18 protein-coding genes are annotated in these 18,704 nt (G+C 73.2%); 10 read left to right on the top strand and 8 right to left on the bottom strand.

Features of this window, described 5'->3' with window-relative positions:
* Positions 1–208: 208 nt before the first annotated feature.
* Entirely contained in the window at positions 209–1,045 is an 837-nt protein-coding gene (locus tag E0H26_RS28740) for an undecaprenyl-diphosphate phosphatase (RefSeq protein WP_131309586.1), read from the bottom strand.
* Positions 1,042–2,094 (bottom strand): LLM class F420-dependent oxidoreductase, encoded by a 1,053-nt coding sequence (locus E0H26_RS28745; RefSeq protein ID WP_131309588.1) that lies wholly within the window; start codon positions 2,092–2,094, stop codon positions 1,042–1,044. Before E0H26_RS28745 ends, E0H26_RS28740 begins: the two co-directional genes overlap by 4 nt.
* Positions 2,095–2,232: 138 nt before the next feature.
* Here E0H26_RS28745 and E0H26_RS28750 point away from each other — a divergent pair, with 138 nt between their 5' ends.
* Positions 2,233–3,204: an aldo/keto reductase gene (locus E0H26_RS28750; protein WP_131309590.1), complete on the top strand. Its 972-nt coding sequence runs from the start codon at positions 2,233–2,235 to the stop codon at positions 3,202–3,204.
* Between the two features lie 69 nt (positions 3,205–3,273).
* Entirely contained in the window at positions 3,274–3,465 is a 192-nt protein-coding gene (locus E0H26_RS28755) for a DUF5703 family protein (RefSeq protein ID WP_131309592.1), read from the top strand.
* 185 nt (positions 3,466–3,650) lie between these two features.
* Here E0H26_RS28755 and E0H26_RS28760 read toward each other — a convergent pair whose 3' ends face one another.
* On the bottom strand, positions 3,651–4,304 hold the full coding sequence (locus E0H26_RS28760; protein ID WP_131309594.1) for a hypothetical protein: 654 nt from the start codon (positions 4,302–4,304) through the stop codon (positions 3,651–3,653).
* A gap of 57 nt (positions 4,305–4,361) precedes the next feature.
* Entirely contained in the window at positions 4,362–5,690 is a 1,329-nt protein-coding gene (locus E0H26_RS28765; RefSeq protein ID WP_131309596.1) for a M20/M25/M40 family metallo-hydrolase, read from the bottom strand.
* Positions 5,691–5,830: 140 nt separating this feature from the next.
* On the opposite strand from E0H26_RS28765, the gene E0H26_RS28770 reads away from it, so the two are divergent.
* The 3 genes from E0H26_RS28770 (at position 5,831) to E0H26_RS28780 (ending at position 7,762) form a co-directional block, all read left to right on the top strand.
* Entirely contained in the window at positions 5,831–6,430 is a 600-nt protein-coding gene (locus E0H26_RS28770) for a hemerythrin domain-containing protein (RefSeq protein WP_131309598.1), read from the top strand.
* Positions 6,431–6,507: 77 nt separating this feature from the next.
* Positions 6,508–7,506 carry a LysR family transcriptional regulator gene (locus E0H26_RS28775; RefSeq protein ID WP_131309600.1) on the top strand — a complete coding sequence of 333 codons (999 nt, stop codon included), beginning with the start codon at positions 6,508–6,510 and terminating at the stop codon, positions 7,504–7,506.
* A 19-nt stretch (positions 7,507–7,525) separates the two neighbouring features.
* Positions 7,526–7,762: a hypothetical protein gene (locus E0H26_RS28780; protein WP_131309602.1), complete on the top strand. Its 237-nt coding sequence runs from the start codon at positions 7,526–7,528 to the stop codon at positions 7,760–7,762.
* A gap of 110 nt (positions 7,763–7,872) precedes the next feature.
* On the opposite strand, the gene E0H26_RS28785 is transcribed toward E0H26_RS28780, so the two are convergent.
* Genes E0H26_RS28785 through E0H26_RS28790 form a run of 3 tightly spaced genes read right to left on the bottom strand, consistent with a single transcriptional unit; the run spans position 7,873 to position 10,973 of the window.
* A complete protein-coding gene (locus E0H26_RS28785; RefSeq protein WP_131309604.1) occupies positions 7,873–8,223 on the bottom strand; it encodes a DUF3140 domain-containing protein in 351 nt (116 codons plus the stop codon).
* Positions 8,223–8,387: a hypothetical protein gene (locus tag E0H26_RS29500; protein ID WP_165522021.1), complete on the bottom strand. Its 165-nt coding sequence runs from the start codon at positions 8,385–8,387 to the stop codon at positions 8,223–8,225. The genes E0H26_RS28785 and E0H26_RS29500 overlap by 1 nt, the downstream gene beginning before the upstream one ends.
* 30 nt (positions 8,388–8,417) lie before the next feature.
* Positions 8,418–10,973, bottom strand: a complete 2,556-nt coding sequence (locus E0H26_RS28790; protein ID WP_131309606.1) for an ATP-dependent Clp protease ATP-binding subunit — start codon at positions 10,971–10,973, stop codon at positions 8,418–8,420.
* 239 nt (positions 10,974–11,212) lie between these two features.
* On the opposite strand from E0H26_RS28790, the gene E0H26_RS28795 reads away from it, so the two are divergent.
* From E0H26_RS28795 to E0H26_RS28815, 5 genes are all read left to right on the top strand, one after another.
* The gene (locus tag E0H26_RS28795; protein WP_131309608.1) at positions 11,213–11,587 is read left to right on the top strand and encodes a hypothetical protein; all 375 of its coding nucleotides are present in this window, start codon (positions 11,213–11,215) and stop codon (positions 11,585–11,587) included.
* Positions 11,588–11,772: 185 nt separating this feature from the next.
* On the top strand, positions 11,773–12,033 hold the full coding sequence (locus E0H26_RS28800; protein WP_013734364.1) for a hypothetical protein: 261 nt from the start codon (positions 11,773–11,775) through the stop codon (positions 12,031–12,033).
* 9 nt (positions 12,034–12,042) lie between these two features.
* Complete coding sequence (locus E0H26_RS28805) at positions 12,043–13,056, top strand: hypothetical protein (protein ID WP_131309610.1); 1,014 nt, start codon at positions 12,043–12,045, stop codon at positions 13,054–13,056.
* On the top strand, positions 13,049–15,718 hold the full coding sequence (locus E0H26_RS28810; RefSeq protein ID WP_131309612.1) for an FtsK/SpoIIIE domain-containing protein: 2,670 nt from the start codon (positions 13,049–13,051) through the stop codon (positions 15,716–15,718). Before E0H26_RS28805 ends, E0H26_RS28810 begins: the two co-directional genes overlap by 8 nt.
* On the top strand, positions 15,715–16,377 hold the full coding sequence (locus E0H26_RS28815; RefSeq protein ID WP_131309614.1) for a hypothetical protein: 663 nt from the start codon (positions 15,715–15,717) through the stop codon (positions 16,375–16,377). The genes E0H26_RS28810 and E0H26_RS28815 overlap by 4 nt, the downstream gene beginning before the upstream one ends.
* Before the next feature lie 905 nt (positions 16,378–17,282).
* On the opposite strand, the gene E0H26_RS28820 is transcribed toward E0H26_RS28815, so the two are convergent.
* Entirely contained in the window at positions 17,283–18,545 is a 1,263-nt protein-coding gene (locus E0H26_RS28820; protein ID WP_131309616.1) for a cupin domain-containing protein, read from the bottom strand.
* Positions 18,546–18,704: the final 159 nt, after the last annotated feature.

Consider the following 18,704-nt stretch of genomic DNA (forward strand, 5'->3'; position numbering starts at 1 on the left):
GCCCAGTGGGAGCAGCAGGCCGCCGACCTGGTCACCCAGCACTGGAACAGCTGACATTCCTTCACAGGGGGAGCAATAAACCGTTGGCCGGCACCCGAACCCGGGTGCCGGCCAACGTCGTCTCCACTCCCGCCCTCGGCAGGCCGGGATGTTAGGAAGGGACCCTTCCTCTACCTGAGGCGTTAATAAGGTGCCCTTCCTTTCAAGCTCAGGTGGCGCTGATGGTGCCGGTGAGGAGGAGGGCGAAGACGAGGGTGCCGACCGCCACCCGGTAGAGCACGAAGACGTACAGGGTGTGGTGTGCGACGTAGCGCAGCAGCCAGGCGATGGCCGCGTAGCCGACGCCGAAGGCGATGAGGGTGGCGACGACCATCTGCGCCACGGAGGGTACCGAGGTGCCGGGGGCCGCCGGTTCGAAGACGTCACCCAGGCTGAACACCCCGGACATCACCACCGCCGGGATGGCCAGCAGGAACGAGTAGCGGGCCGCCGTCTCCCGGGTCAGGTTGAGGAAGAGGCCGAAGGTGAGCGTCGCGCCGGACCGGGACACACCGGGGATGAGCGCCATCGCCTGGGCGAAACCCATCACCACGCCGTCGCGCATCCGGAAGTCCTTGAGCGTCCGGGTCTGCCGGCCCCAGTACTCGGCGAAGGCGAGTACGAAGGCGAACACGATCAGGGTGGTGGCGACCACCCACAGGTTCCGGGCGGTTTCCCGGATCTGGTCCTTGAACAGGAAACCGAGCGCCCCGATCGGGATCGAGCCGACGATCACGTACCAGCCCATCCGGTAGTCGAGGCTGGAACGGACGGACTTGTCCCAGATGCCGACGGTCCAGGTCCGGCCGATTCGCCAGATGTCCTTGGCGAAGTAGAGCAGGACGGCCGCCTCGGTGCCCAGTTGGGTGACCGCGGTGAAGGAGGCTCCGGCGTCGCGCTCGAAGAAGATCGCCGAGGTGATCCGCAGGTGCCCCGACGAGCTGACCGGCAGGAACTCGGTCAGGCCCTGGACGATGCCCAGGACGATGGCTTCGACCCAGGTCACTCCCCGACTCCCGAGAGGTCGAGAGCCTCGGCGACGGTACGCAGGGTCTGCACCCCGCTGTCGCGGTCGGCGACGAAGAGGGTCACCGAGAGGGTGGTCACCCCGGCCTCGGCGTACTGGCGCATCCGCTCGGCGATGCGTTCCTTCGGGCCGAGCAGCGACGTCCGGTCGATGAACTCCAGCGGCACCGCCGCGGCGGCGTCGCGCTGCCGCTTGGCCAGGTAGAGCTCCTGCACCTCGCGGGCGGCGTCGCCGTACCCCATCCGGGTGGCCAGCTGGTTGTAGAAGTTCTGCTGCCGGCTGCCCATGCCGCCGACGTACAGGGCGGCGTACCAGCGGACCAGTTCGGCGCAGGAGTCGACGTCGTCACCGACCACGACCGGCACGGACGGCACCACGTCGAAGCCGGCCAGTTCCTTGCCAGCCTTGGCCCGACCGGCGGTCACCGGGGCGAGCTGCTCCTGGGCGTACTCGGGGGCGTAGAAGACGGCCAGCCAGCCGTCGGCGATCTCGCCGGCCAGTTCCAGGTTCTTCGGACCGACCGCGGCCAGGTAGATCGGGATGTGTTCGCGCGGTGGATGGAAGCCGAGCCGCAGCGCCTTGCCCGGACCGTCGGGCAGCGGCAGGGTGTAGAACTCGCCGTCGTAGGTGACCTCCTTGCGGGCCACCGCGAGCTTGACGATGTCGACGTACTCCCGGGTGCGCGCCAACGGCTTGCCGAAGCGTACGCCGTGCCAGCCCTCGGAGACCTGGGGGCCGGAGACGCCCAGGCCGAGCCGGAACCGGCCGCCGGAGAGCGTGTCGATGGTGGCGGCCGTCATCGCGGTCATCGCCGGTGTACGGGCGGGGATCTGCATCACGGCGCTGCCGATGTCGATCCGCTCGGTCTGCCCGGCCATCCAGGCGAGCATGCTCGGCGAGTCGGAGCCGTACGCCTCCGCCGCCCACACCACCGAGTAGCCGAGCCGGTCCGCCTCCTGAGCCAGGGCCAGATGATCAGCCGGCGTGCTCCACGCCGTCTGGTATCCGAGGCTTAGCCCGAGTCGCACAGAGTCCTCCCCCATCCGCAGTCGCATCAGGTTACGCAATGCCAGCGGTAGGGACGATCACCGGCTCACCCCGAATCGCCGGCAGACTCGACAGGAGCGAGGATATCGGTCCGGCCCGGTTCGAAATAAGGTTCACCCATGCAACAGCGACCGCTCGGCCGAAGCGGGCTGGCGGTTTCCCGGCTCGCGCTCGGCACCATGACCTGGGGCCGGGACACCGACGCCGACGATGCGGCCGCGCAAATGAAGAGTTACCTCGACGCGGGCGGGAACCTGATCGACACCGCCGACGTGTACGGCGACGGCGACGCCGAGTCGGTGATCGGCTCGCTGCTGGGCAGCCTGGTGCCGCGCGAGGAACTACTGATCGCCACCAAGGCCGGCCTGCGGCCCGGCGGCAGCCGGCGGCGGGACGGCTCCCGGGGACACCTGCTGCGTACGCTGGACGCCTCGCTGCGCCGGCTGGGTACCGACCACGTCGATCTGTTCCAGGTGCACGGCTACGACCCGCAGACACCGTTGGAGGAGACGCTCGCCGCGTTGGACCACGCGGTGGCCAGTGGCCGGGTCCGCTACGTCGGCGTGTCGAACTTCTCCGGCTGGCAGACGGCCCGGGCGGCGGCCTGGCAGGCGGCCTGGCCGGGACGGGCCCCGGTGGTGGCCGCCCAGGTGGAGTACTCGCTGCTGGAGCGGGGCGTGGAACGGGAGGTGCTGCCGGCCTGCGACGCGCTCGGGTTGGGCGTACTGCCCTGGTCGCCGCTGGGTCGGGGGGTGCTGACCGGTAAGTACCGGCATGGCCGACCGGCGGACTCCCGCGCGGTGTCGCCGCATTTCGAGCGGTTCGTCGCCACCTATCTGGAGCCGCGCTGCTCCAGCATCGTGGAGGCGGTGGCCACCGCCGCGAGTGGCCTCGGGGTGTCACCGCTGGAGGTGGCGCTGGCCTGGATCCGGGACCGTCCCGGGGTGACCGCGCCGATCCTCGGTGCCCGCACCTGCGGGCAACTGCTCGGCGCGCTGCAGGTGGAGCGCATGACCCTGCCCGAGGAGATCACCACGGCGTTGGACGACGTGTCGGCGCTGGAGGTCGGTTACCCCGAGCGCGACAGCTGAGCGGCGCGCGGTGGGGGTCACCCGGTGGAGGGTGGCGCCCAGGGGGTTGGGCTGGGCAGCATAGGTCTCATGGACTACGAATACGCGCCGCTGCGGTTGCCGCCGAACGTCGACCGGTTGACCGCCGCGGCGCAGTTGGCGATCCAGGCGGAGTTCTCCGGGTGGGAGTTGGCCCGGGTACAACTGTTCCGCGACGGCACCCGGCAGGTCATGCTGCGCCGCCGCCGAGTCAACACCCCGCAACCGGGCCTGTCGTACTGAGCCGGTCGCGCTGACCCCCGGGCCGCCGTCGCGGTCCAGGCCCGGGGAGGGTGACGGGTGTGCCGGGACCCGGGCCGGGGCCGCCGACCGGGTCGCGGCGATCCGTTTCCGCCCTCAGCTCGACAGGGACCACGCCAGACACTGACCGGGCTGGCGGCTCGCCCGCCAGCCCGGCCGGGACGTCTTCAGTGCGCGTGGTCGTGCTCGTCGTCGAGTTCCAGGAACGGGTGCTCGTCGAGCCGGCCGACCAGCCGGTCGTCGGCCGCTGGCTGGAACGGGCCCACCGGGTCGTCGTCGTCGAAGGACTCCAGGTCGACCGGGGTGCCGACCTCGCTGACCATCACCACGCCGTCGAGCGGCTCCAGTTCCGGCACGTCGAGCGCGCCGAGCGAGCCGTCGCCGCTTTGCAGCAGTTCCAGCACCGCCTCGCCGACCCCCTCCACCGCCGGCACCTCCTCGTCGGCCGGGATGCCCTCACGCCGGGCCGCCTCGGCGACGCGGATCAGCGCGGAGACGCTCGGCACCCGGTAGTCGCGCCGCTGGCGTACCGAGATCACCTGGGGGTGCGGGTCGGTGGGCTCGACCCCTTCGGCAGCGCCGAAGCGCTGGTCGGCCTCGTCCGGGTCGATCGACTCGACGTCCCACGGGGTGACCTCGCCGAAGGCGTCCATGAGTTGCTCGTCGTAGGCGAAGGACGCGTTGTTCAGCGCGACGTACGCCCGCCAGACGTCGTCGTCGTCGATGCGGCCCTGCGCGGCGCGGACGGCGGCCAGGTGGTGACGGGCCGCTTCGATCACGCGCTCGAGAGCGGCATCCAGCTCACCGTGCTGGTCGGTCATATGAGACGTCCCTTTCAAGCAGTTTCTTCAGATGCCACGCCCGGGCCGGGCGCGGGATCAGCAGGTACGCAGGAACCGGTCGAGAACCCGCACGCCGAACTGTAGTCCGTCCACCGGAACCCGCTCGTCGATGCCATGGAACAACGCGGAGAAGTTCAGGTCGGCCGGCAGCCGCAGCGGCGCGAAGCCGAAGCAGCGGATGCCCAGTTGTGAGAAGGCCTTCGCGTCGGTGCCGCCGGAGAGCATGTACGGCACCGGCCGCGCCCCCGGGTCCTCGGCGCGCAGCGCGGCGGACATGGCTTCGACCAGGTCACCGTCGAAGGTGGTCTCCAGGGCCGGCTGGCGCTGGACGTACTCGATCGCGATGTCCGGGCCGACCAGCTCGCGGAGCTGCCGCTCCAGCAGTTCGGACTGTCCGGGCAGGCTGCGGCAGTCGATGGTGGCGCTGGCCCGGCCGGGGATGACGTTGTCCTTGTAGCCGGCGGCGAGCCGGGTGGGGTTGGCGGTGTTGCGGATGGTGGCGCCGATGATGTTGGCGATCGGGCCGAGCTTGGCGATCGCGGTCTCCGGGTCCTCCGGGTCCAGCTCGATGCCGAGCACCTCGGAGACCTCCTCCAGGAAGGCCCGTACGGTGTCGGTGACCACCACCGGGAAGCGGTGCTGACCGATCCGGGCCACCGCCTCGGCCAACGCGGTGACGGCGTTGTCGTCGTGCATCATCGACCCGTGCCCGGGCCGCCCCTTGGCGTGCAGGCGTAGCCAGTCGATGCCCTTCTGCGCGGTTTCGATCAGGTAGAGCCGCCGGTTCTCGTCCACCGTGTACGAGAACCCGCCGACCTCGCCGATGCCCTCGGTGCAGCCGTCGAAGAGTTCCCGGTGCCGGGTGGCGAGGTAGTGCGCGCCGTAGTCGCTGCCCGCTTCCTCGTCGGCGGTGTACGCGAGCACGATGTCGCGGGGTGGGCGTACGCCGGTGCGCTGCCAGTGGCGTACCACCGCGAGCACCATCGCGTCGAAGTCCTTCATGTCGATGGCGCCCCGCCCCCACAGGTAGCCGTCGCGCAGTTCGCCGGCGAACGGGTGCACCGACCACTCGTCGGGGTCGGCCGGCACGACGTCCAGGTGGCCGTGCACCAGCAGGGCGCCCCGGCTGGGCTCGGTGCCGGGGATCCGGGCGATCACGTTGGCCCGGCCGGGGGCGGACTCGTGCAGCACCGGTTCGATGCCGACCTCGGCCAGCTTCTCCGCCACGTACTCGGCGGCGCGGCGTTCCCCCGCGCTGGTCACGTTGTCGCCGGTGTTCGTGGTGTCGATGCGCAGCAGGTCCCGGCAGAGGTCGACGACCTCGTCGGTCGGTGCGGGGAAGGCGGGGTCGGCGTCACTCGTCATCGCCTCTTCATACCAGCCGGCGGATCACGCGCGGTCCGCCTCCCCACCACGGCGGTTTCGGGGCGGGCGGGTGCGGGTACTGCGGCGCCCGGAGGTTGCCATATCATCGGCGCTCCGCCCGCCCGCCGAGGAGGGGACCTGTGTCCGTTCACCTGCCGCCGCTGCCGCCCACCCCCGGCGACGGCTACCAGCCCGCCGGGCGCAGCATCGCCGCCACCATCGCCGAGGAGCACCAGCAGTTGCTGGACCTGACGCACCGGCTGGTCGAACCGGGTCCGGATCCCGCGCACGGGCGGGAGATCCTCATCGCCGCGCTGTCCCGGCACCTGTCGGCCGAGGAGCAGTACCTGCTGCCCGCCGTCCGGCAGGCGCTCACCGACGCCGACGAGCCGGTCGGTGAGGTGTTGGCCGGTGACGCCGCCCTGCTGATGGCGCTGCGGGGGCTGACCGACGACCGGCTGGCCATGGTGGCCCAGCTGGTCGAGGCGCACGTGGTGGCGGTGGACGCGCTGGTGCAGCGGCTCTGCGACGCCGCCAGCGAGGAGGAGTTGATCCGGCTCGGCAACCGGCTGGAGATCGCCGAGGAGGCCGCACCGACCCGCCCGCACCCGGGCATCCCGCACACCCCGCCGTGGAACCGGATCGTCGAGCCGGCGGTGGCGCTGGTGGACAAGTTTCGGGACGCGGTCACCGGCCGACACACCCAGCTCAGCGAGCTGAAGGATCTGCCGCCACGCTGAACGGCCCACGACAGGTTCATGGTCGTTGATCCGTCCGGGCACTTCCGCCAACTGCTCGGTGGCCCTACCGTCACGCTATGAATCTGGAGTTGCGCCACCTGCGGGTAGTCTGCGCCATCGCGGAGACGGGGAGCGTGACCAAGGCGGCCTCGACGCTCGGCCTGGCCCAACCGGCGCTGACCGCCCAGCTTCAGCGCATCGAACGGACTCTGGGCGGGCCGCTGTTCGACCGGGACCGCCGGGGGGCGCGGCCGACCGCCCTCGGCGAGTTGGTGCTGGCCCGGGCCCGCGTACTGCTGCCGGCGATGAAGGGCCTCCAGGACGAGGCGGCCCGGTTGGCCGGCGCGGGTGACGCGCCACGCCGCTACCGGTTCGGTGGGGTGAACAGCCCGATCCTGGGCCGGCTGGTGCACCGGCTCGCCGCCGAGCAGCCCCAGGCCCAGATCACCACGTACGCGTCCTGGTCGGTCGACGAGCTGGCCCAACTGGTCACCGGTGGGCGGCTGGACTACGCGTTGACCGGCGTGTGCGGGGACTCCACCCCGTCGGCGGACTACGGGCTGAGTTGGCGGGAGGTCGCCGTCGACCCGGTCATGGTGTTGCTACCGGAGTCGCATGCGCTGGCCGATCGGGACGAGGTGGCGCTGGCCGAACTGCGCCACGAGCAGTGGGTGGCGGCGCCCGGCGACGGCTGCTTCGGCGACTGCTTCGCCGCCGCGTGTGCCCGCGCCGGCTTCACCCCCCGCAAGTTGTACGAGGCCGACGTCCGCGGCTGCATAGATCTGGTGGACGCCGGTGCGGCGGTGGCGTTGTGCCAGGCCACGTTCCGGCCGGTGGCCGGGCTGGTGACCCGGCGGTTGGCCGGTACGCCGCTGCGCTGGCGGCTGATGTTGGGCTGGCACCCCGAGTCGCCCGCCGCCCGGGTGGCCGACCTGGTGGTGGAGACGGCTCTGATGGCGTACACCGACTCCCTGGCGCCTCATCCGGCGTACCTCGCCTGGCTGTTGCGCAATCCGTCGTTCGGATTGCGGGCGACGGCGACGGTGGGCGCGGATCCACGGGTGCGAACCGCCTGACGGTGGGTAAAGGGCGGCTATGACCGACCTCTATCCCGCCGCCGACGACCGTGAGGTCCTGCGCGAGGCGGCCGCGCGGCACACCACCGCCGTGCGGGACGTGGAAGCCTTCCTGCGCCGACTGCCGGAGGTTCCGGACCCGGCGGACCTGACCGAGTACGCCAACCTGGTGACCCGGGAGGAACAGACCCGCGCCGACCGGCAGGCCGCCGCGGACGCCGCCGGTCTGGCCATCGCCAGCCTGGAATCGGAGTAGGGCGGGTGCGGAGTCCCCCGGTCGGGCCGGGCGGACTTCGGACCCACCGCAGCGCCAGCCGCCGCCGGCTCGGCCCGACCGGGGCCGCGACGGCGGCGGAGGGTGCCGTCTCACCGTTCGACGAGTACGTCGTGTCCGAGATCGAGCAGGGAGTGCCGCCACTCGTCGTCGGCGTTGCCCCGGTTGGGCTTGGCCGCGGTCAGCGACCGGATGCGCTCGACGGCGTCGCGCATCACCTCGATGTCCTCGGGGGTCAGGTCGACCTTGCGTTTGCGCAGCACGGCGAGGATCTGCCGGCCCGGTTCGGGCAGGTCCAGGTCCGGGTTCGGGCCGAACGCCTCCTCGCCGGAGCCACGGGTCAGCAGCCACTGCCGTAGCTGTTCGGACGGCACGTTGACCTCGGCGTGGAAGTCGTCCCAGAGCACTTCCACCTCGGGTTCGAGTCGCTGTTCGCGTACCATCAGACCTCCTCTCCGGGCGGCGACCCGGGTGTTTCCGGGCGCCCCTCGTCGCTCTGCCCACCCGGTCCCTCCGCCGGCACCTGTACCCGGGCGGGGTTCGCCGTCGGCGGGGCCACGATCGGGTCGGTGCGATCCTCGTCGCGGGTCTCCTCCGGTTCGGTCATCTGTACCCTCCGGGTCTCCGGGCATGCCGGTCAGCGGGGATGGGTGGTCGAGGCGGCGGTGTAGCCACGGGCGCCGGCCGCCACGTCGAAGCTGAGGCGCCCGTCGCGGGCGTCGACGGTGACCCGCTGGCCCGGGGAGAGTTGCTGTTCCAGCAGCATCCGGGACAGGTGGTTGTCCACCTCCCGCTGGATGACCCGGCGCAGTGGCCGGGCGCCGAACTCCGGCTGGTAGCCGTGTTCGGCGAGCCAGTCGACGCCGGCCGTGGTGAACTCCACCTCGATGTCCTGGGCGTGCAGCCGGCGGCGGGTCTCCTCCAGCAGCAGTTCGGTGATCTGGCGCAGCTGCTCGGCCTCCAGCCGGCGGAAAATGATCACCTCGTCGATCCGGTTGAGGAACTCCGGCCGGAAGTTCTCCTGCAACCGGCGCATCAGGCGGTCCCGCAGCTCGTCGCTCTCCTGGCTGCTGCCCGGTTCGCCGGCGCCGAAGCCGACGGCCCGCTGACTACCGGTGATCAGCTCGGAGCCGAGGTTGCTCGTCATGATCAGAACCGTGTTCTTGAAGTTGACCGTCCGACCCTGACTGTCGGTGAGCCGCCCGTCGTCGAGCACCTGCAACAGGATGTTGAACACGTCGGGGTGCGCCTTCTCGATCTCGTCGAGCAGCACCACCGCGTACGGGCGACGCCGCACCGCCTCGGTGAGCTGGCCGGCCTCCTCGTACCCGACGTAGCCGGGTGGGGCGCCGACCAGCCGGCTGACGGTGTGCCGCTCCTGGAACTCGCTCATGTCCACCCGGACCATCCGGTCCGCCTCGCCGAACAGCGCCTCGGCCAGCGCCCGGCCCAGCTCGGTCTTGCCGACACCGGTGGGCCCGAGGAACAGGAAGCTGCCCATCGGGCGGTGCGGATCGGCCAGTCCGGTACGGGAGCGGCGCACCGCCTCGGCCACCGCCCGCACCGCGTCGTCCTGCCCGATGACCTTCTCGTGCAGCTGGCCCTCCAGCCGCAGCAGCCGGTCCCGCTCCTCCTCGGTGAGCTGGCTGGCCGGGATCCCGGTGGCCCGGGAGACCACCTCGGCGATCTCGTCCGGCCCCACCTCCGGCACCTGGCTGCCGCTGCCGTCGTCGCCACGCGCCCGGCCCACCTGCTCCTCCAGCTCGGCGACCCGGTCACGCAGCGCGGAGGCGCGTTCGTACTGCTCGTCGGCGACCGCCTGCTCCTTGTCCCGGCGTACCTCGTCGAGCTGCTGTTCCAGGTCCCGCACGTCAGCGGCGGGGGTCCGGGTCCGCAGCCGAACCCGGGCGCCGGCCTGGTCGATCAGGTCGATCGCCTTGTCCGGCAGGTAGCGGTCGGTGATGTACCGGTCGGAGAGTTCGGCGGCGGCGACCAGCGCCTCGTCGGTGAAACGCACCTGGTGGTGCGCCTCGTAGCGGTCCCGCAGGCCGCGCAGGATGGCCACGGTGTCCTCGCCGGTCGGCTCCGGTACGAACACCGGTTGGAAACGCCGGGCCAGCGCGGCGTCCTTCTCGATGCTGCGGCGGTACTCGTCGAGGGTGGTCGCGCCGATCACCCGCAACTCGCCCCGGGCCAGGGCCGGCTTGAGCATGTTCGAGGCGTCCATGCCGCCCTCGCTGCCGGCGCCGCCCGCGCCGACCAGGGTGTGGATCTCGTCCAGAAAGATGATCAGCTCCTCCCGGTGCGCCCGGATCTCGTCGATCACCTTCTTCAGCCGTTCCTCGAAGTCGCCCCGGTAGCGGGTACCGGCCACCAGGCCGGCCAGGTCGAGCTGGATCACCCGCTTGCCGAGCAGGGTCTGCGGCACGTCACCGTCGCAGATCCGCTCGGCCAGGCCCTCCACGATCGCGGTCTTGCCGACACCCGCCTCACCGATCAGCACCGGGTTGTTCTTGGTCCGCCGGGACAGGATCTCCACCGCCTGCTCGATCTCGGCGGCCCGCCCGATCACCGGGTCGATCTGGTCGTTGCGGGCCAGCTCGGTGAGGTCCTGGCCGTACTGGTCGAGGGTGGGGGTGCCGCGGTCCGGGCGCGGGTTGGCCATCGGCCCGCGCTCGGCGTTGGCGGCCTGCAACGACTCCGGCTGGATCCGACCGGCGGCGAGCATCCGGCCGGCCGGCGACTCCGGGTTCAGCGGCAGCGCCATCAGGATGTGCTCCGGGCCGATGTAGTTCGCGCCCATCGCCCGGGAGAGTTGGTGGGCGTCCAGCAGGGCCCGCTTGGCCGCCGGGGTGAGCGACAGGTTCGGGGGTACCTCACCGTGTGGGGCACCGTCGCCCCGCCCGCCCAACGCGTTGACCAGGGTGTCCGGGTCGGCACCGGCGCGGCGCACCAGGTCCCGCAGCGGCTCGCGTTGCAGGGCCGCCCAGAGCAGGTGGTCGGTGTCCAGGTCGTTGCTCTTCTTCTGGGCCGCCCGGCGCGCGGCATCGGCCAGCATCTCCCGGGCGTCGGCGGTCATCAGCCGGGTGATGTCGACCCGGTGCGCGGGCCGGCGCCCGCCCTCGCCCCGGCCGAAGTACCGGGCCAGGAACTCGTCCCACGGGTCAGAGCCGAAGTCGCCGGGTCCAATCATCTCTGTCCTCCGCGGTCGGGCGCGAGACGGTCGGCACCGGCTACCCGGACCACGGCCGGACAAACGCCACCGACCGGCAGGCCCGGCCGGGTGGTCGGGGGGCGCTCTTGATCGACTCGATGCCGGCGTAATGGCGGTATCCGGTGAGGCGGGTTGCCGCCACTACGCCCGAACGGCGACGGGATCGGCGGCGGCGCGGCGGTCAGGGCGGGTGCCGGGCCGGATGGCAGGCTGGGTGGATGGACACCCCGCTGCTCATCGTGGACGCCGCCAACGTGGTCGGGTCCCGCCCGGACGGCTGGTGGCGGGACCGGGCCGGGGCCACCGCCCGGCTGCGGGACACCCTGGCACCGGTGGGAGGGCAGGGCGTTCCTCCGGACCTGCCCCCGCCGGTCGAGGTGGTGCTGGTGGTGGAGGGCGCGGCCCGGCACGTACCCGGGATCGACGGGGTACGGGTGGTGGCCGCCCCGGGCTCCGGTGACGACGCGGTGGTCGAGCTGGTCGCCGAGGCCGGCGATCGGCGGCGCCTGGTCGTCACCGCCGACCGGGCGCTGCGCGAGCGGGTCACCGGGCTCGGCGCGGAGGTGTACGGGCCGCGTTGGCTTCGGCCCTGACCTGGCCCCGCCACCCGCGTCCTGATCACTGGCGGTGATCTTCCGACCCCGGGTCCCACGAATCGGACTCGTGTCTCCTGCGGTCGACAACCGGTCAACGTGCCAGGAACACTGACAGGGCGGATGTTCGTTCCCCGACCGGCATAGGCTCTAATGGAGTCCTCCCCGCCCCCAGGAGGTTCCGCGTGGCGAGCGTCGCCGAGCTCAAGGCAGCCATCGACATAGCGCTCCAACAGATCGGTGACGGCCAGAGCGCCGTACAGGCCGCTGGCGAGAAACTGGCCGAGGCGCAGCAGACCCTGGCCGGCGCGCTGGAGGGCAGCGGACACACCACCGTCGAGGCGGCGCAGGCGTCGTTGACCCAGGCGAGTCAGGAGCTTGAGGAGTGCCTCGCCGCGACGCTCGTCGCGGTCGAGCAGGCCCAGCAGTACGTCGCGACGCTGTAGGGGCGGGGCGTGTCCATCGTCGAGGATGTCGGCGCACAGGTCCGGGCCGCGGCCGAGGAACTGCCGTTGGGACTGCTGGCGCAGGCGCGGGAGAAGTTCGGCCTGGCCACCGAACGGCTGCGCTGGGTACGCCAGGAGTCGGCCAACCCGATGGGGGTGCCGGAGCTGTCCGCCGCCACCGAGCACGCCGAGACCGCCGGCTACGCGCTGCGGGTGGCCCAGGAGCAGCTGACCGGATACCTGGCCGCGATCGGCCTGGCCCCCGACGGCGGCGGACCGCCGCCCGGTCAGCAGCAGGAACGCCGGCCCACCCATGATGATCCCCGTGCGGCCGAGCCGGTGGCCGCCGCGCCCGAGCCGGCCGGCGAGGTGCGGCTGCGCCGCTGGTGGGCGGTGCGGGTGGCGGAGCTGACCGGTGGGCGCGAGGGCCCGGCCGAGCAGCCCGACGAACGGATCACCGACTCCCAGGAACTGCTGCGCCGGGTGGTCCACGGGGTACGCGTCGGCGACCGCGACCGGCTGCACCGGGACCTGCGCGGGGCGCACGCCGACGTCGGCATGGGCCTGGCCGCGGTGGCGCCGCCGCTGCTGCGCAACCTCGCCGGGGAACTGCTCGGCCACCCGCCGCGCGGCGACGATCTGCCCCGGCTGCACCGCGAGTTGGACGGTCGGGTCCGGGACCTGCTGCCCGGCCTGCCCGCCCCGGTGCTGGACACCCTGCTCACCCGGGTCTGCCGGATGCCCCCGCCGCGTCGCGGTGAGGACGAGCAGCCGCACGCCGCCGACCCGGCCGTCACCGCCGGCGTACTCACCGGCGTCCTGCTCGCCCGCCTCGGCCGCGACCTGCCGGAAAGCAAGGGCCCCCTGTTAACGCCGGGTGAGGTGAAGGGGCCCCCTACCAACAACGGCGGAGCCGGTGGCGGCGCGCCGACCCGGCGCGAGGCACCGTGGGCCGGACCACCCACGCGGCCCGCCACCGGGTCCGGATCGAACGGCCGGCCCGGGCACGGGATCGATGGCTGACCGGCGTAACCAGCTGGTCGCCCGGGTCCGGGAGATGCTCGCCGAGGCCCTCGGCGCGTCCCGGAACCGGTCGACCGCCGCGCAGGTCGCGCTGGCCAGCGCGCGGGAGCGGGCGGTGCGCGTACGCCGGGCCGCCGTCGGCGTACCCGAGCGGGTGGGTGCCGAACGGGACCGGCGCCTCGCCGAGATCGACGCCCAGCACGCCTCGCGGCTGGCGGCCCTGGCCCGGCAGGCGGCCGAGGCCGCGGCACGGGAGGCGCCCGGGGCGGGTTCGGCACCGTGGCCGGTGTGGCGGCCAACCCCCGCCGGCCGGGCCGAACCGCCCGGCGCCACCCGCATCGGTACGGTGTGGCTGCCCGACGCCGAGCCGGTGCCGGCGCTGGTGGCGCTGCTCGACGGCGGTCACGTGGCGCTCGACGGTGACGCGGAGGGCTGCGCGGCGGTGGTGTCCGCGCTGCTGCTGCGTAGCCTCGGCCGGGCCGCGCCGGGCGGCGTACGGGTGGTCGGCTACGACCCGGATCGCCTGGGCGGCGGGCTGGCCGGTTTCGCTCCGCTGGGTACCGCCGGGCTGCTCACCTTCGTCGGCCCCGGCGGGCTGGGCCGGCTCCTCGACGACCTGGTGGAGCAGATCCGCCGGATCAACGAGACGGTGCTCGCCGGTGAGCACGCCACGCTGCGCGAACTGGCCGCCGCGACCGGCCGCCGGCCGGAGCCGTGGCGGATGGCGGTGCTGCTCGGCGGGGACGAGTTGTCCCGGCACGAGCGCGGTCAACTCGACCGGGTGGTCCGGGCCGGCGCCGCGTGCGGCGTACACCTGATCGTGCGGGGTGTGCCGCTGCCGGACGATCCGACGGTCACCCGCGTGCAGGTCACCGGTGCCGACGCCCGCGTCGGCACCCTGCCGGTACGCCTGGACCCACCGCCGCCGGCCGCTCTGGTCACCGAGACGTGTCGGGAGATCGCCTCGGTGGTCAGTGCCGGCCCGGCTCCCACCCCGTTCACCGACCTGCTGCCTCCGCCGGAGCAGATGTGGCGGGAGGACTCGGCGACCGGGCTGACCGCGCCGATCGGCGAGGGACCCAACGGCCGACCGGTGCTGGTCAACCTCGGCGACTATCCGCCACACGCGCTGATCGGTGGGCCCTCCGGCACCGGCAAGACCAATCTGATCTTCGCCTGGATCGGTGCGCTGGCCGCCCGCTACTCCCCCGCCGAGTTGGAGTTCTATCTGCTGGACTTCAAGGAGGGGGTGTCCTTCGCCCGGTTCGCCCAGGGCCGGCGGGATCCGAGCTGGCTGCCGCACATGCGGCTGGTCGGCATCAACGTCAACACCGACCGGGAGTTCGGCCTGGCGCTGCTGCGGTTCCTCGCCGAGGAACTGCGCCGCCGCGCCGACGCGGCGAAGAAACACGAGGTCACCAAGCTGGCCGAGCTGCGCGCGGTGGACCCGACCGGCCACTGGCCCCGGATCGTCGCGGTGGTGGACGAGTTCCAGATGCTGCTGGCCGGGCGGGACGCGGTGGCCCGGGAGGCGGCCGACCTGCTGGAGGACCTGGCCCGGCGGGGCCGCTCGCAGGGCATCCACCTGGTGCTCGCCTCGCAGGACGTCCGCGGCATCGAGGCGTTGTGGGGTCGCCCGGCGCTGGTCGCCCAGTTCACGCTCCGGATCGCGCTGCCCAAGGCGCTGCGGATCCTGGCCGAACGCAACGACGCCGCGCAGTCGCTGCCGAAGTTCCACGCGGTGGTCAACGCCGAGTCGGGCCTGCCCGAGGGCAACGAGGTGGCCCGGATCCCGTCGGCCAGTGACTGGGAAACCTGGAGCGAGCTGCAACACCGGCTGTGGCGGATGCGGCCGGCCGAGGCGGCACCGGCTCGCCTCTTCGACGGCGACGCGATCCCCCGGTTGGCCGACGCGCCGGACTTCCGGGCGTTGACGGCGCCGGAGGTGGGCACACCGCGCGGCCCGGTCGCGCTGCTCGGCGAGATCATCGACGTACAGGCCCGGTCGGCGGCGCTGCGGTTGCCCCGGGCGCCCGGGCGGAACCTGGCCGTGCTCGGCACCCGGGTCGACGAGGCGTGTGCGGTGCTGGACGCGGCGGCCCGCTCGCTGGCCCGTCAGCACCGCCCGGGCAGTGCCCGGTTCTCCATCGCCTGCCTCGACCCGGACGCCGACCCGGCGGCCCGAGCGCTGTACGAGGACCTCGCCGACGACGCCGCCTGGTACGACGAGGAGAGTGTGGCCGAGCTGATGGCCGAGACGGCCGACGGTCTGGGTGCGGCGGGCACCAACGCCGGCCCGCACTACCTGTTGCTGTTCGCCGTCGACGCGGCGGCCGGCGCGCTCGCCGCCCGCACCGGCCGAACGACCGGCGCCGAACATCTGCGCCGGATCCTGCACGACGGCCCCGAACGGCGTACCCATGTGCTGGCGTGGTGGCGTGGGGTGGCCCGGATGCGCGCCGACCTGGGCGGCCCGGCCGCCCGCACCGACCAGATCGGCGCCTGGGTGGCGCTGGACGCCCACGGCGGGGAACTCGGCTCCTCGCTGTACCCGGGCACCGGCGGGCCGGACTGGTATCCCCGGCCGTGGCGGGGGCTCTTCTTCGACCGGGCGGTACACCGCACCGGGCAGACCATCATCCCCTATGGACCGTCACGGTGAACGAACCGGTTACCAGCCAGACGTACGCGGCTCAGCTGCGGCGGCTCGCCGAGTTGACCGCGCGGGTGCACGAGCAGCGGGCGGAGGCGCACGCCTGGCACGAACAGCAGTGCGCGGCGGCCGACCGGGCCGTCGCCGAGTCGGCCGACGAGGTGAACCGGGCCGAACGGGAACTGGCCGCCGCGCGGGAGGCACAGGAGCGGGTCGACGCCGAGGTCGGAATGCTGTGGCAGGAGCTGAACGCCCGGCTGGGCGGCGGCGGACGACGGGCCGGCACGCCGCCGGCGCCCGCGCCGGAGGCCACCGGCGACCCGGTGCCGCTCCTGGAGGGGGTACGGGACCTGCTGCGCCGTACCCGGCAACGGGGCGACCTGCCGGGCAACGTCAACCCGCTGCTGCTGCTCTGCGGGGTGGGCGGTGCCGTGCTGGCGTACGCGCTGGGGGCCGGCGCCCGCGCCCTGGGCGACCGCAGTGACGGCGAACTGGCCGTCGGCCTGCCGGTGCTGGCCCTGGTGATCACGCTGCTCGGCCCGGTACTGGGTCTGATCCCGGCCCGCCTGATCGCCGACCGCCAACACGCCGCCCTCACCCCCCGCCCCGTCCTCCTCGTCGTCACCGCCGGCCTAACCACCACCCTCCTCCTCCTCACCACCACCTAACCCCCTCCCTCCTTCCCCCTCCCCCGCCGCGCCCCCCGCGCCTGTCCCTCGCCCCGCGCACCTCAGCCCCCGCCGCCCCGCGCCCGTCTCGCGCCCCGTCTCGCGCCCGCGCTGCCCCGCGCCCCGCCCTCCGCGCCCCGCACCTCACGCCCCGCGCCCCGTCTCACGCCCCGCGCCCCGTCTCACGCCCCGCGCCCGCGCTGCCCCGCGCCCCGCGCCCCGCGCCCCGCGCCCCGCGCCCCGCGCCCCGCGCCCCGCGCCCATGCTGCCCCATGCCCCGCCTCGCGCCCGCGCCTCGCGCCCGCGCCCGTGCCGCCCGCCCTGCGCCCCGCTCCGCAGCCCGCGCCCGCGCCCGCGGCCGCGGCCGCGGCGATCTTGCACTTTCTGTCGCCGCAAAAGCGACCTATCGGGACGCAAGGAGGACTGAAAGTGCAAGATCAACGCGGAGAGGGGGACGTGGAAGGAAGACGTGGGGAGGGAGACGCGGGAGGAAGACGCGGGAGGAAGACGTGGGAGGAAGACGTGGGGAGGGAGACGCGGGAGGGAGACCTGGGGAGGGAGGGGCGGGGCGGGACAGCGTGGGGAGGGAGGGGCGGAGGGGTTAGGTTCTGTCTCGCGGATCTTGGTACGAAACCTCCCCCATGAGGGCCGTCTCGTACCAAGATCCGCGGCTAGGGTCGGCGGTGTCGGTCGGGAGGCCGACCAGCGATGTTGGACCGCGGCGTGGACGAGCAACGCAGCCAGGTCGGACGCGGCCTCAACGGCCCAGGCCCAGGCGCTGGCGCTGGCGCGACCAGGCGGCCAGGTACGACATGCCCGGTGCGCACTTCCACGCCTTGCTCGGCTCGTCGAACGTCGATCGGCCTACCCGCCCTCCCCGACCAACAAGATCCGGGCGACAGAACCTAGGCGGGGGTCAGGGCTGCTTCGCGGAGGAGGCGGCGGGTCAGGGTGAGGCGGTCGGCGTCGGTGTCGAGGGCGGGCAGGTCGCCGATGCGGGTGACCGCGCCGGTGAGCAGGGCGCGGACGGCGGGTTCGCAGTACGCCGGCAGGGTGATCGTGCGGTCGAACAGGTGCAGGGTGACCCGGTCACCGGCGGTGGTGAGCTGCCAGCGCAGGCCGGGACGGACGGTGACCTGACTGTCGGCGGTCAACGCGGCCAGCGCGGCGGCCTGCGCGAGGGGACGGATCGGCGCGGGACGTGACGCCGGCCAGGCGCGCTGGCGCAGCCGGCCCGCCACCGCCGCCGGGTCGGCGCGCAGTAACCAGTCGCGCAGCGCCTCCACGGTTTCGGTCAGTTCCGGCTCGATGGCGTCCGGGTCGGCCAGGTCGATGCCGAAGGGCAGGGTGGCCCGCAGTCGGCGGTCCTCGGTGGCCAGCGCGAGCAACTCCTCGACCAGCGCGTACCGGGTCAGCGCGCGGATGCCGACGGTGAGGTGCAGCGAACTGGACTCCTGCGCCTGGGCGCTGTGCAGCCAGCCCCGGGGCAGGTAGAGCGCGTCGCCCGGTTCGAGCACCACGTCCAGGGCGGCCGGGCCCTGCGCGGTGGCGGCGACCTCGTCGGCCCGGCCGCCCCACGGTTGGCGTTCCAGCGGGTCGGTCAGCACGGGTGGGTGGATCCGCCAGTGTTTGCGCCCGTCGACCTGCAGCACGAACACGTCGTGGGTGTCGTAGTGGGTGGCGAAGCCCTGGCTACCGGGCGGGGTGAGGTAGGCGTTGACCTGCAACGGCTGCCCCACGGCCTGGCTCAGCTCGCCGGTGAAGTCGATCAAGGGCGGCCAGTTGCGATGCAGGCCCTGGAGGACCAGGGTGGCGCCGTCGGCGTACAGCTCCAGGATCTTCTCGTCGAGGACCTGGTCGCCGATCTCGGCGCCGGCCCCACCGCCGCCGGTGTAGCGCGCCGCCGGCAGCACCTGGCCGTCCTTGGCCACCCGCAGGAACGGGGTACGCAGACCACGCCGGCTGAGCAGTTCGTCGGCGTCGGCGGTGCTGAGCAGGTCGGTGAAGCCGGCCGGGTTGGGCAGCTCGTCGGCGCGGGACAGCAGCGGCGTCTGTCCCCAGTGGGCGGCGGCGAACTTCGCCGGCTCCACGCTGACGCAGCGGGCCAGTGCCGACGGGTACGGAACCGCCGGGCGGCGCTGGCCGCCCGGCGGGTCGAGTCGCGTCATGGTGCTCGGCTATCGGGCGGCGCCGTCGGCGCCACCGTCGTGCTGACCGGGCGTCGCGCCGCCGTCAGCCGGGCCCTCGGCACTACCGTCAGCGCCACCGTCGTGCTGACCGGGCGTCGCGCCGCCGTCAGCCGGGCCCTCGGCACTACCGTCAGCGCC

Origin of the sequence: Micromonospora zingiberis (assembly GCF_004331455.1) — a bacterium.
In the GTDB taxonomy this organism is placed as follows: Bacteria; Actinomycetota; Actinomycetes; order Mycobacteriales; family Micromonosporaceae; genus Micromonospora; species Micromonospora zingiberis.

Excerpts from the sequence above, each read along its gene's own strand:
- E0H26_RS28785 (WP_131309604.1), bottom strand. The coding sequence starts at position 8,223 with ATGGTACGCGAACAGCGACTCGAACCCGAGGTGGAAGTGCTCTGGGAC.
- E0H26_RS28765 (WP_131309596.1), bottom strand. The coding sequence starts at position 5,690 with ATGACGAGTGACGCCGACCCCGCCTTCCCCGCACCGACCGACGAGGTC.
- E0H26_RS28780 (WP_131309602.1), top strand. The coding sequence starts at position 7,526 with ATGACCGACCTCTATCCCGCCGCCGACGACCGTGAGGTCCTGCGCGAG.
- E0H26_RS28760 (WP_131309594.1), bottom strand. The coding sequence starts at position 4,304 with ATGACCGACCAGCACGGTGAGCTGGATGCCGCTCTCGAGCGCGTGATC.
- E0H26_RS28775 (WP_131309600.1), top strand. The coding sequence starts at position 6,508 with ATGAATCTGGAGTTGCGCCACCTGCGGGTAGTCTGCGCCATCGCGGAG.
- E0H26_RS28755 (WP_131309592.1), top strand. The coding sequence starts at position 3,274 with ATGGACTACGAATACGCGCCGCTGCGGTTGCCGCCGAACGTCGACCGG.
- E0H26_RS28750 (WP_131309590.1), top strand. The coding sequence starts at position 2,233 with ATGCAACAGCGACCGCTCGGCCGAAGCGGGCTGGCGGTTTCCCGGCTC.
- E0H26_RS28795 (WP_131309608.1), top strand. The coding sequence starts at position 11,213 with ATGGACACCCCGCTGCTCATCGTGGACGCCGCCAACGTGGTCGGGTCC.
- E0H26_RS28810 (WP_131309612.1), top strand. The coding sequence starts at position 13,049 with ATGGCTGACCGGCGTAACCAGCTGGTCGCCCGGGTCCGGGAGATGCTC.
- E0H26_RS28820 (WP_131309616.1), bottom strand. The coding sequence starts at position 18,545 with ATGACGCGACTCGACCCGCCGGGCGGCCAGCGCCGCCCGGCGGTTCCG.
- E0H26_RS28790 (WP_131309606.1), bottom strand. The coding sequence starts at position 10,973 with ATGATTGGACCCGGCGACTTCGGCTCTGACCCGTGGGACGAGTTCCTG.
- E0H26_RS29500 (WP_165522021.1), bottom strand. The coding sequence starts at position 8,387 with ATGACCGAACCGGAGGAGACCCGCGACGAGGATCGCACCGACCCGATC.